This window comes from Myxococcus qinghaiensis, assembly GCF_024198215.1.
Lineage (GTDB): Bacteria > Myxococcota > Myxococcia > Myxococcales > Myxococcaceae > Myxococcus > Myxococcus qinghaiensis.
In genome coordinates this window covers 444,527-456,875 of record NZ_JAKCFA010000005.1, presented here as the reverse complement: position 1 = coordinate 456,875, position 12,349 = coordinate 444,527, and the positions used below count along the sequence as shown (strand labels likewise).

Genomic DNA, 12,349 nt, shown 5'->3' with positions numbered 1-12,349 from the left:
ATCTTTCGTCTGGCCGGAGTCCCATCCTCAGGGAAGGGAGCATTGGAATAGAGAAAGGATTGAAGGCTGGTACCGTCAAGACGCACACCTACGCTCTATTCTTCTAGATGGTCCCGAGAGGGGTGCTTGAGCGCGGATTAGGCCAACACCACGTCCTCGCCTCGCTCCATCGTCGCCTGGAGCTCGCCGCGCACAAAGCCGAGACAGAGCCCGCGGTCCTCATTCCGTCAGGGTGACCCTGGCCGCCATCTTCGCCATGTTGGAGCGGGGGTGCAGATCATCCGCATCCAGGAGGCACCAGCCCAGGCTCTCCGCCAGGGCGCGCCCACAGTCATCCAGCCGGCGCCCGACACTCACATGATGGTGCCGACCATCCAGCGCGGCCTCCCCGAACCGTGGACCCCCGGACAGGTTGCGACGCCTTCCGACGGAGCGCCACTCCCATCCTCGGCAAGTGCCCACCTCTCCACGTCCCCGCACATACCCAAGGGCCAAACAGCCAGCCGTGAAACGCAAACGGGCCCACCTACGTGGCAATGTCAGACACATCTTCGGAATCAAGAAGAAGAACGAGACCCGGGCACGCGATTGACGCAAGACCCCTCCGCGCGTCGGCTCGGCGTGCAGATGATGGGGGTCTGCGCCTCACCCCGGTATATCGCCCGACACGGCCGGCCCAGGACGCTCAAGGACCTGGCGAAGCACGAGGCCATCAACTACGGGCGCGCGGGCGTCAGCAATTCCTGGCGCTTTCCGGATGGACAAGGCGGCGAGCGACTCATCACCGTCCAGGGCCGGCTGCGCTTCGATGACCTGGAGACCATCGCCGATGCCGCCGTCCAGGGCGCCGGGCTCGCATGGCTTCCGAGCTGGCTCATCGCCGAGCGGGTGCACAGGGGCGAACTGGTGATGCTGCTGGAGAACGAGGGCCACCACGGCAATGAACTCTTCGCCGTGTGGCCCCAGAACAAGCACCTGCCCTCGAAGGTGCGCGCGGCCATCGACATCCTCGTCGCGCGCATCCCCGAGCGGCTGTCCGCCGAGGAGAACCGAAGCAAATCCTCCCGGCGGAAGCCGGCACGAAGGAAGACCTAGAGACCTCCGCCGAAGCGGTCTCCCGTCTCCACCGAGTCCGTCTGTGTCGACGGCGCCTGGGACCAGCGCTGCTCTCCCGCGCGCGACAGCCCCGTGCCTCCCGCGCTGTACAGCACGTGCACCGCACCCGAATCGGCTGCGCTCCCCACGTCCTCGTAGGGCACGCCGACCGCCAGGTCCACGAAGCCATTGCCGTCGTAGTCGCCCGCCGTCAGCCGGAACCCAAACCCATCCTGGTACTCCGCGCCCTCATCCACGGCGGAGCCCACCTGCGACCAGCGCTGCTCGCGCGCACCGGACAATCCATCCGGCGCGCCGTGCAGCACGTGCACGATGCCCGCGCCAGCGATGCCCTCCACGCTCTCCGAGGCCACGCCGATGGCGAGGTCCCCATGGCCATCTCCATCGAAGTCCTCGGCCATCAGCGAGGAGCCAAGACGGTCTCCCTCCTCGGCCGCGTCAGAGACACCCGCCGAGTCCTGACTCCAGGCCATGGCCCCCGTGGCCTGGAGTCCCGCGGTTCCGCCGCGCAGCACCGTCACCGCGCCCGCCTTCGCCATGAAGCCCACCGTCTGTCCCGGTGCGCCGATGGCGAGCTCGCTCCGGCCATCCCCGTTGAAGTCCCCAGCCGCCAGCGCGGCACCGAAGCGCAGCTCCGCGCTCGCGACACCGGGCACTCCCTCGCTTCCCGGAACCCAGAGCTGGTTTCCCGTGCTCGTCAGACCATCGAGTGAGCCGAACAGGACGTTCACCGCGCCCACGTCCTCGGCGGTGTCCACGTCCTCGGTGGGAACGCCCACGGCCAGCTCGTCGAAGCCATCTCCGTTGAAGTCGCCCGCCGCCAGCGCGGAGCCGAAGCGGTCTCCCGTCTCCGTGACTTCGAGCACATGCGCCGAAGCCTGACTCCAGCTCTGCGCGCCCGTGCCGGTGAGCCCTGAGGCCGAGCCGAACAACACCGTCACCAGGCCGGAGTCGAGCGCCGATGAACCATAGTCCTCGTCGGGCACCCCCACGGCCAGGTCGTCATACCCGTCGCCATTGAAGTCACCCACCGCCAGCGTGGTGCCGAAACCATCGAACGCCTCCGCGCTGTCGGGCACCCCCGCGCTGTTCTGGTGAAGCACCTTGTCGGAGCTCAACTCCGCCCCCTGCGCGGAGCCCAGGAAGATGTGCACCGAGCCCGCGTCGACAATCCCATTCACGTCGTCCCCGGGAACGCCGACCGCCACATCCGCGAAGCAGTCTCCGTTGAAGTCACCCACGGCCACGGCGGCGCCGAAGTGGTCACCGGGCCCCGTCGTGTCCTCCACGCCCGACACGTCGCGATGCAGCCACAAGCCCGCCGCTCCCAGCCCCGTGGCCGAGCCCAGCACGAGGCTGACCGCGCCCTGGTCCACCCCCGTGCCCACGTCTTCATCCGGTGCGCCAACGACGAGGTCCGCGAAGCCATCTCCGTTCACGTCGGAGCGGCGCCCGTAGCCGTGGAGGCGCTTCACCGCGCAGGCATCCGCGTTCGTCGGGGCCGTGCGGTTCGCGGTGAAGTACGAACCATCCAACCGGGTGATGGTGGGCGAGTCATTCGCGGAGAACGCCTCCGGGGCGTAATGCATGATGGAATCCAAACCATACGGCCCCAGGTTGCGGCCCGCCGCGCCCTCCTGCGCGAAGGTCTCGAAGGCATGCGCGTACCCCGCCTCGATGTTCTCGAAGTGGATGAGGACATTCCGGTCCCGGTCCGTGCGCGCCTGCTCGTGCCAGAGCCCCAGCACGTGCCCCACTTCGTGCAGCGTGCTGCCCGTGGTGCAGCCCGGCGCGAGCGTCACGAACTGCTGACCGCCGATGCGCCCCACGTGTGACGAGCAGCCCGTGCCCGGTCGGAACGTGACGTAGTCCGCCTGCGTGGTGCGTGGCACGAAGCGGATGGGCGTGAGCGCCTCCCACCGCGCCATGGCTCCCGCGACGCGTCCGATGTCCGGCAGCGCGGGGTCCAACGTGAAGGGCACCACCCCGCCCGGCCAGCGCGTCATCGCTCGCGTGGACACCGCGCCCTGCGCCTCCACCGACTGCGCGGAGAGCCGTCCCGCAGGAACCTCGGGCGGCAGGAGGATGTCTCCCTGGAAGACGCGCTCGCCGTCGATGCGCTCGTAGGCGAGCGCACGCAGCCCTCCACCCACCTGGAAGTCCGCGCGATGTACTTCTCCCGTGCGACCCGGGAAGGCTCGCTCCTGTCGGATGCTCTCGCTTGGAGCAACGGCGTCACCGCCACAGCCACTCGCGCCAAGGGCCAGCAGGCCGTGCGCCACGACGACACAACCACGTGAGACATGTTTCATCCCCGGAAGTCTCGACATTGAAATGTCTCTCCAGAAAGTCGGGCACGGCGCCCCGCGAGGCGCGGGACAGCATTCGTGCAACCCGAGCTACATGTGCATCTGGGTCAACATTTACAGGAGCGGTCTGACATTCCTGACGGAATCCAGGGCAAGCGCTTCAGAGGTTGAGGCCCTCGCGGATGCGCGCCACGACCTCTGGCGGTGGGGGCGAGACATCCACCTCCAGCGCCTGCGTGGGCACCTCCAGCGTGGCGAGCTGGCTGTCCAGCAACGACGGCGGCATGAAGTGGCCATGGCGCTTCGCGAGCCTGCTGGCCAGCACCGCGCGCGGCGCATTCAGATACACCCACCGCGTCCGCTTCGGGTCCACCTCCAACTGGTCCCGGTAGGCCCTCTTGAGCGCGGACGAGGCCAGCACCAGGTCCTCGCCTCGCTCCAACGCCGTCTGGAGCTGGCCGCGCACCAGGTCGAGCCAGGGCCAGCGGTCCTCGTCCGTCAGGGGGACCCCGGCCGCCATCTTCGCCACGTTGGACTGGGGGTGCAGGTCGTCCGCGTCCAGGAAGCGCCAGCCCAGGCTCTCCGCCAGGGCCTTCCCCACCGTCGTCTTCCCGGCGCCCGACACTCCCATGACGATGACGACCATCCGGTGCGGCCTCCTCGAACCGTGGACCTCCGGACAGGTTGCGACTCCCTCTGTCGGAGCGCCACTCCCTTCTGGGGGAAATGCCCACCGTTCCACGTCAGCAAGGCGGGCTCAAGGACCGGGCAGCCGGCCAGCCCCACCAGCTCCCGGCAATGCCAGACACCGAGACGCACGACTCCGTCACGGCTCGATTTCCCGAGAGCCGAGAGGCTCCGTCACGTGCTCGAAGTCACTCTCCGAGTCTTGGGAATGTCAGACCTCGGGGGTACTCTTCTCTTCATCGCCGCGACGGATGCGGCACGGAGGGGTCGGCACTTGGCGGAAATCGCGGACGGCGAGCAGGTGGAAGTCCAGGGCTCGGGTTCCAAGCCCTACATCCTCAAGAACACGGGAGGCGTCTACTCGTGCTCCTGCCCCGCGTGGCGCAACCAGTCCATCGCCATTGAACGGCGCACCTGCAAGCACCTGCGCCGCGTGCGCGGTGACGCCGCCGAGGATGCCCGCGTCGGCGGCTCCTCTCCGCCTCCCGCCAAGGCCACGCGCGTGAAGGCCCCCTCCGAAGGCGCGGAGGGCGAGGCGGCCGACGAGAAGGCCCCGCCGCTGCTCCTGGCCCACCCGTGGGAGAACGACGTCGACCTCACGGACTGGTGGATGAGCGAGAAGCTCGACGGCGTACGCGCGTACTGGGACGGCAAGCGCTTCTGGTCGCGCCTGGGCAACGAGTTCTTCGCGCCGGACTGGTTCACCGCGGGACTGCCGGACTTCCCGCTCGACGGAGAGCTCTTCGGTGGGCGCAAGCGCTTCCAGCGCACGGTGAGCGTGGTGCGCCGGCAGGACAAGAGCAAGGACTGGAAGGAGCTGCTCTTCGTCGTGTTCGACGCGCCGAGCTTCGATGCCGCGTTCGAGCAGCGGCTGGAGCACTGTCGCAAGTGGCTGGATGACGCGAAGCACCCATATGCGCAGTGGCATCCGCACGAGCGCTGCCAGGGGACTCCCCACCTGCGCTCGGAGCTGGAGCGCGTGGAGGGGCTGGGCGGCGAGGGGCTGATGCTGCGCAAGCCGGGCTCGCGCTACGAGGTCGGCCGCTCGCACACGCTGCTGAAGGTGAAGAGCTTCAAGGACGACGAGGCGGTCGTCATCGGCCACGTCGCGGGAGCGGGCAGGCACAAGGGACGGCTGGGCGCGCTGGAGGTGGAGCTGCGCAACGGCAAGCGCTTCAGCGTGGGCACCGGCCTGTCGGACGCCGAGCGCGGGTCGCCTCCCGCCATCGGCACCCTCATCACCTTCCGCTACCAGGAGCTGTCCGACGACGGCGTGCCGCGCTTCCCCTCGTACATCGGCGTGCGCATCGACGCGGCCCCGTTCAAGGCGAAGGGCTGAAAGACGGCGGCTCCCCTGGGCCTGGGCGGCAGGTGCCCGAGCCCGGGAAGCGCGCACGACGCCCGCCTCGGCGTCGACCTGTCCGGGCGTGAAGCGGGAGCGCGGCGACCCCACTGCCCCGCTCCTGCTCCAGGAGCCCACGGTGTCCCTCGCACCCGTGCGGGCCAGCCGCTCCGCGGGGTCTGTGCGCCAGCCGTCATCGCAAGCACCTGGACCCGCGTGGCGTGCCTGGGGCCGTCGGCATGCGGACTCCCGCCCGGTCTATAGAGCAACGGGTGAGCCCTCCGCCCCCGCGGAGTCAGCACCCCCTGGTGTCTGCTCGAGGCGACCATGCACTGCTCGCGCTGCCTGTCGGACCACTCCGTGGATTCGCCGTGCACGCCCGTCCCCCGGGCACGCCACGGCACCTCCCTGCTCGGCGAATCCCATCCGCACGGAGGCGAGTGCTCCGGAGAGGCCCCTCCCTGGTCCTGGGACGTGTGGATTCGCACGCCCGAGGGCGTGGACGTGCACGGCCTGGAGCTGGGCAAGGGCGGCCTCTTCCTGAGCTGCGCGGAGCCCTTCCCTCCCCTCTTCACGCGGCTGGAGCTGACGCTGCGGCTGGCCGGCGAGGAGTTCGCCTGCGAGGGCGAGGTGGTGCGGCACGTCGACTTCGCGCATGCCCGCACGTGGGGCGTCTCAGCGGGCATCGGCGTGCAGCTCCTGCCGCCCTCACCCCAGCTGCGCGACTTCCTCTCGCGCGCACGCAGCTCGCGTCACGAGGACCGCCCCGCCTCCGAGCCGCTCACTTCACGGTGAAGGCCCGCGACGCGCCGTAGTACGGCCGCACACGGCCATCCCAGCCGGACTTCCACTCGCCTTCGTGAAGGATGCGATAGGTGCCCGGCGAAGCATCACGGGGGATGTGCCACTCCACGACGACGTGCGAGCACCCCAGCGTGGGCACGCAGTTCTCCCGCTCCCACCGGTAGCGCGTCTCCCAGTCGCTGTCGTCCGCCACGTCCACCCACGCGCCGATGGAGCCCTTGCGCTGCACGCGCAGGTACGTGTCCTCCAGCCGCAGGTCATTCTTCGGATGCGCGCCCCAGAACGTGACGCGCACCGTGTCGCCGCGCGAGTAGGCCGGGCGCGCGTCCGTGAGCACCTCGCCAAACTCCACCCAGAGCAGCTTGTCGTCGAACACCACCCCGGGCTGGAGGCTCGTCTGCGCGTGGCGCAGGTCCGGAGGCGTGGGGCCGGGCGACACCGACTGGCCATCCCTCAGCGCGACAGCGAGCCCGTCGAAGCCCTGCTGGAGCGCGGCGAGCGTCCAGGGCCCGAAGTGCGTGGACGCGCCTTCATACGCCTGGCGGGCGTACTCCTCGCGCGTGGCGACATATCCCGCGTAGTCGTTGGCGAGGCCCGCGATGACGACCTCGGTGACACCCACGGGCGCCAGCCGCTCCAGCACCGTCTGGCGCAGGCGACGCCCGGCCATCGTCGTCACCTCGAAGGGCACGGCCACCAGCGCGAGCGAGCCCACGGTGACGAGCTGCAGGGGCAGCACGTTGGGCGTCCACGGGTGCGGCAGCATGCTGCCCATCTCCAGGACGATGGGCTTCTCGCCCTGACACGGCGTGGTGGTGAGCGCGCAGGTGAACTGGCTCCAGAGGTCATGGATGACGGAGCACGTCGCCCCCTCCACGCCATAGCCGGGCCCGTCCTCCGCGCCCGCGAGCATCGACACGCCGATGGCGGCGGGACAGGTGCGGCGCGGCTGACCATCCGTGTACGCGGGCGCCACGTCCACCGCGTCCAGCTTCACGAAGGTGTGTCGGAAGTCCACGCCTCCGGTGAGCGGCGCGGTGGCGAGCGTCCAAAGGCGCGTGGCGGAGTCGTACTGGCGACGGGCGGACAGCTCGGTGGACTCGAAGTCGTCGGCACCGCCGCCGTTCGTACCGCCGAGGATGTTGGGCGTGACGTCCCCCGCGTTGGACTGGGCGAACGCGGCGACGAACGTGTCCCCCGCGTCATGCGCCCGCTCGAAGAGGTACGAAGCGAGGCCCTTGTTGTCGCCGCTGATGAGGTGGTTGTCATTGCCCATGGACGTGGCATGGACGGCGAACCAGTTGATGAGCCCCACGTCGCGTCCATCCTTTCGCGTCAGCCGCAACAGCGTCATCCGCGTGTCCACGTCGTGGGCGTAGCGGGCGCGCTCGGCGGCGGGGTTGAGGCGGTAGGCCTCCGGCGAGCGATTGCGGCTGGCGCCGAGCAGCTCTCCGGCGGACAGGCGCAGCGAGCCTTCTCCCAGTCGCGCGTGCGCGCGGGCGATGGAGGTGACGATGCCGGAGACGATGGCGTCGAAGCTCTGCGGCACGAAGCCGAAGGTGCTCAAGTTGTAGAGGGTGTGGTGCGAGAAGCCGCCCGGCCCCGAGTGCGTGTGCGTGGCGCTGATGAGGACGTTCTCCTCGGAGTACACGGCGCCGAAGCGGGCGCGCAGCTTCTCCACCACCTGCGTCTTCACCGCCTGGAAGACCATGCCCAGGTCCGCGCTGACGAAGACGACGCGCCGCCCGTTGCACGGCGAGACGATGACGAAGGCGCGCGAGCGCAGGCGCTGGTGGATGCCCGCCGTCTGCTGGGAGAGCTGGCCGTAGCCCATCATCCCCACCTCGGCGGCGGGGCCGGTGATGTCCCCCATGCCCGCGCCGATGAGGAAGCGCGCGTTGCCCGCACAGGAATCACCCCGCACCGGAGCCGCGGTGACCTCCGTCCCCAGGACGAGGCACAGCGCCACGACAAACCAGAACCCATGTGCGCGCATGCCTTCCTCCAAGGCGCGTAGGGGCGCCGCTCCAGGCTCAAAGCCGTGCCCCTCATAAGGACTCGCCCGTCTCCTCGCACCTACATGTTCACAATCAACACCCGGAGTGCGCCCTCCCTCGGACATCACCCACCCCCATCCGGAACCCGACATGCACGGCCGTCGCCCGCTCGGGACCGCCAATTCCTGACGCGATGGGCTGTCTCCCTGCATCGCGAACCTGGACAGGTCCTGCATCCAACCCACTGAGTTATCAGTGGTTTTCGAGCCGACGCCCACCCCAGACCTGGCGACCCGTGGCTGGAATTATCCGCGTTCACAGCAAATCAATTACACCCAACATTCCAGTCAGGGATTCCCACGATAGGTCGATTTACACTTTACCGTGAGTGAACCCAGGTATATCCCCTGATTCCTCAAACAGAGCCCCTCCATCAGCCTTCAGGAGCAAGCCCATGAAGCGACTGTCGTATCTGGTTGTCCTTGCGTGCGCGGTGCTTTCCACGACGGCGTCGGCGCAGCTGTCCACGCGTTGCTTCACGGATGATCAACTCACCACCTACGCGCTGTCGCAGGGTCGCAACAACTGGGCTTACAACTGCGGCTACATCACCGCGGCGAAGCGCGACTTCCTGAACTCCGAAGGCGAGTACCAGGTGTTCTCCGGCGGCTGTTACTCCTTCGCCACCACGGGGCCCTCCGCGAGCTGCACCTTCTTCATCCCCGCGGACGCGGCCGCGGCCTGCATCCCCGGCCTCGTGAAGCTCGGCACCTGCGTGACGGGCTGCTACACGGCGAAGGAGAAGGTGTCTTTTGGGGGTGAGTACTGGCCCATCTCGGACGCCTACGCCGCGGGCGTGCGCACGGTGACGGCGCTCACCAAGGACGCGTCGCTCGTCGCGCCGACGACGGGAGAGCAGACCATCCGCGCCTTCGTGGCGGGAGACACCGTGGAGGACGTGTTCGCCATCGAGACGGTGGACGGCCGCCGCGTCGAAGTCACGTCCGAGCACCCCATGGTCACCGCCACCGGAGAGATGGTGAAGGCCAAGACGCTCCAGAAGGGCGACCTGCTGCTCGGCACCACGGGCGAGAAGGTGGAGATTCGCGACGTCACCGTGTTCCGGTACGAGGGGAAGACCTGGAACGTGCAGCCCGTCAGCCACGAGAAGATTGAGAACGTGCTCGACGTGGAGGGCCTGTTGACGGGCTCGGTGCGCTTCCAGAACGAGTGGGCGGACGACCACTACCGCCTGTCGCTGCGTGACGAGGCCAGCGTCGACGGCCTCTAGGCGGTCCCCGTCGAAGCCGACGCGAGAGCCCCTCGGGGGACATGGGCTCTCGCGTCGTCCCATCGCGCTCGTCACTTCACGACAAGGACGTCATGCGAAGCATCCCAGGATGGCTTGCGGACAAGGTGGCACGCATTCTCTCGGTGGTGACACTGGCCTGGGGAGCCGTGGCGCTCACGGGGTGTGGCCCGACGGAGGACCCCTCCCCTGATGAGGCGGCCATCGTCGGGACGCGGGCGAACTCGTTCGAGTTCGAGCCGCTGATGCCCGAGGGCGACCTCACGCTCAACGTGACGCGCTACGAATACGAGTTCGCGACAGAGACGGGCGCGGCGAAGTCCACGCTGCTGTTGAACGTCTATCCTCCCGGCGGCGACTGCGTCGTGGTGAAGGCGCCCGAGGGCCTCACCGACGTCCGCTGGAATGGGAACCCCCCGCTGCGGTCCGAGTCCGTCGAGGACGGCATCCGCGTCTGCGGCCCTGGAATCTTCGCGGGCCAGGTGAAGCTGGAGGCGCGCTTCACCGTGCCCCTCCAGACGTACGACTTCACGCAGGTGGGCTTCTCCCGTCGGCAGGACAAGGCGGGAAACACGTTCTCCTACCTGCTCAACTGGGTGGAGGGCTGTGACAGGTTCGGCCCCTGCGACGACCGCACGGACCTGCTCGCGCAATACGTCTTCACCGTGAAGCACGCGCGGAGCGAGCGGGTGTTGTGCCCGGGCCAGCGCACGCGGCCGGACGACACCACGACGAAGTGCACGCTGACGGGGCTCACCCGGGCGCCCACGTACTCGTCCTTCGCCGTGGCCTCCAACCCCGCCTGGGTGTCCAAGACACTCACGGAGGTGTCGAACAAGTTCAAGCTGGTGTTCTACGAGGTTCCCGGCGGCAAGCTGGCGTCCTCGCTCAACGGCGGGGACGTGACGGCGTACCTGCACTGGATTATCGGCGAGCTGGGGCCGCTGCCCTATGGCACGGAGCTGCGCGTCGCGGGCGCGCCCACGGACTGGCTCGGCGTGGAGCACCCCGCCAACCTCATCCTCCGCGAGGACCTGCCGGACCTGCGGCGCGACTACGCGAACATGACGATGCACACGCTGATGCATGAGGTCGTGCACCAGTGGGCGGGCAATCGCACCACGCTGTCGCGGCCCTTCGACTTCGTGTGGAAGGAAGCCATCACCGAATACCTCACGTACCTGTACGAGCTGCGCGCGCGCCCCCCGGGCGAGGCGGAGCAGACGCGCGCGTACTGGGACAGGCTGGCGCGCACCGCCGCGTACTACCCGCAGCCCCAGGACGACCCTCCCCCCGTCTTCCTCTCGCTCGCGTCGGACGTCTACGGCACCGGGCCCATGATTCTGTTCCTCCAGCTGGAGCCGCTGCTCGGCGAGGACACGGTGCTCCGAGGCATCAAGAGCTTCCTGTCCCAACCGGGAGACAGGAGCGTGGAGGACCTCCGCGTCGCGCTGGAGCAGGCGTCAGGAGAGAACCTGCGTCCGTACTTCGACGCCTGGGTCCACGGCGCGGGGGACCCGGACTGGCCCTACTTCGAGGTGAGCACCGAGGAGGAGGACGGTGAAGTCATTGTCACCGGCATCCAGCGCTCCCTCTCCGGAACGCGCTATCCCGTCTCCGTCGACGTGCTGCTTGAAGGCGCCACGGAGCGCAGGCTCGTCACGCTCGACTACGGCCTGGAGCCCGAGTCCGACACGTCGCAGGTGACGGTGCCCTTCCCGGAGCCCGTGCTCCAGGTGACGGTGGACCCGGAGAACCGCGTGGTCAATCGCAGGTTCCTCGGCATCTCCGACGAGCCGCCTCCACCGCGTTGGCTGTTCTGACTCTCTCATCGAATCGCGTCGTCATCGACAAGGAGCCAAGGCCCCATGAACGGACATCCTCCCGAGAGCGCCAAGCCAAAGCCTCCCAGACGCTGGCGGATGATGGGACCCGGGCTGGCGCTGCTCGTCCTCGGAGGCACCGGCCTCTATGGACTCCTCTCCAGGACGACCGCCGCGCCCTCCGCCACTACGCCCCCAGGCGCCCCGATGCCCCAGGCGCACGCACCCGCGCCGCGGCCCACTACACTCGCGACGAAGCGCGCCGAGACTCCCGCCGTAGCGCCAGCAGTCACCGAGCCCGGCAAGGACGAGGCGCGCGTCGCGAAGGAGCAGCGCGAGGCCGCGCGTCAGTCCGCTCGCGAGTACCGGGCCGGGCGCTTCAACGCGTTCTTCCGCAAGGAGGTCTTCGTGGAGGAGCTGACGCGTGAAGGCGGCGCGCGCATCGTCGCGCTGCGGAACGAGCTGGCGGACCCCACGGCCCTCCAGCAGCTTCCACCCGGCGCCCAGTTCCTGGAGACCAAGCCCGAGCCCGTGCTGGAGCGCATGGCGATGATTGACCTGCTCTTCGAGCTGGCGCCGCAGGAGCCCACCGCTCGCGAGGCGATGACGTCGCTGGCGCTGACGCCCATCGACAGCTCGCTGCCGGACTCGGTGAAGAAGGGGCTCGTCGGAGAGAAGTACGACCTGCTGTTCCGGCTCGCGCAGGTGGACCGGCAGCTCGCCGTCGACACGTACTCGAAGCTGGAGAACCCCCGACTCAAGGACCTGCTGCGAGAGGCGCTGTTCGCCGGCCTGGCGGAGTCGGGAGCCCCTCCCGACGAAGTCCGGCGGATGACAGCCCACCTCTAATCCGCGGCCGTGATGGGCCCAGGAGCACCCTGTCTGCCGAGGGCGGACGGGGCCTCGTGCGCCCGCAGTGCCAGCGAGGAGGGTGCGCCCGTCCATCGGACGCACCCGCGCTG

At 68.8% G+C, this 12,349-nt stretch carries 10 protein-coding genes; 6 read left to right on the top strand and 4 right to left on the bottom strand.

Annotated elements, in window-relative coordinates; genetic code table 11:
* Positions 1-219: 219 nt before the first annotated feature.
* Positions 220-357 (bottom strand): hypothetical protein, encoded by a 138-nt coding sequence (locus LZ199_RS11900; protein WP_253993772.1) that lies wholly within the window; start codon positions 355-357, stop codon positions 220-222.
* 231 nt (positions 358-588) lie between these two features.
* On the opposite strand from LZ199_RS11900, the gene LZ199_RS11895 reads away from it, so the two are divergent.
* Positions 589-1,095, top strand: coding sequence for a LysR substrate-binding domain-containing protein (locus LZ199_RS11895; protein WP_253993771.1), 507 nt, complete (start codon positions 589-591; stop codon positions 1,093-1,095).
* Here LZ199_RS11895 and LZ199_RS11890 read toward each other — a convergent pair.
* Together LZ199_RS11890 and LZ199_RS11885 are read right to left on the bottom strand one after the other, a co-directional pair.
* Positions 1,092-3,428 carry a M12 family metallopeptidase gene (locus tag LZ199_RS11890; protein ID WP_253993770.1) on the bottom strand — a complete coding sequence of 779 codons (2,337 nt, stop codon included), beginning with the start codon at positions 3,426-3,428 and terminating at the stop codon, positions 1,092-1,094. The genes LZ199_RS11895 and LZ199_RS11890 overlap by 4 nt on opposite strands.
* Before the next feature lie 157 nt (positions 3,429-3,585).
* Positions 3,586-4,071: a gluconokinase gene (locus LZ199_RS11885; RefSeq protein ID WP_253993769.1), complete on the bottom strand. Its 486-nt coding sequence runs from the start codon at positions 4,069-4,071 to the stop codon at positions 3,586-3,588.
* Between the two features lie 315 nt (positions 4,072-4,386).
* Between LZ199_RS11885 and LZ199_RS11880 the strand changes: the two genes are divergently transcribed.
* Positions 4,387-5,451, top strand: a complete 1,065-nt coding sequence (locus LZ199_RS11880; RefSeq protein ID WP_253993768.1) for a DNA ligase — start codon at positions 4,387-4,389, stop codon at positions 5,449-5,451.
* A 330-nt stretch (positions 5,452-5,781) separates the two neighbouring features.
* Positions 5,782-6,249 carry a PilZ domain-containing protein gene (locus LZ199_RS11875; RefSeq protein WP_253993767.1) on the top strand — a complete coding sequence of 156 codons (468 nt, stop codon included), beginning with the start codon at positions 5,782-5,784 and terminating at the stop codon, positions 6,247-6,249.
* Here the strand turns inward: LZ199_RS11875 and LZ199_RS11870 are convergent.
* A complete protein-coding gene (locus tag LZ199_RS11870) occupies positions 6,236-8,254 on the bottom strand; it encodes a neutral/alkaline ceramidase (RefSeq protein ID WP_253993766.1) in 2,019 nt (672 codons plus the stop codon). The genes LZ199_RS11875 and LZ199_RS11870 overlap by 14 nt on opposite strands.
* 455 nt (positions 8,255-8,709) lie before the next feature.
* Between LZ199_RS11870 and LZ199_RS11865 the strand changes: the two genes are divergently transcribed.
* The 3 genes from LZ199_RS11865 (at position 8,710) to LZ199_RS11855 (ending at position 12,236) form a co-directional block, all read left to right on the top strand.
* Complete coding sequence (locus tag LZ199_RS11865; protein ID WP_253993765.1) at positions 8,710-9,546, top strand: Hint domain-containing protein; 837 nt, start codon at positions 8,710-8,712, stop codon at positions 9,544-9,546.
* 125 nt (positions 9,547-9,671) lie between these two features.
* Positions 9,672-11,387 (top strand): M1 family aminopeptidase, encoded by a 1,716-nt coding sequence (locus tag LZ199_RS46680; protein ID WP_253993764.1) that lies wholly within the window; start codon positions 9,672-9,674, stop codon positions 11,385-11,387.
* A 45-nt stretch (positions 11,388-11,432) separates the two neighbouring features.
* Complete coding sequence (locus LZ199_RS11855; RefSeq protein WP_253993763.1) at positions 11,433-12,236, top strand: hypothetical protein; 804 nt, start codon at positions 11,433-11,435, stop codon at positions 12,234-12,236.
* The last annotated feature ends 113 nt before the right edge of the window (positions 12,237-12,349 follow it).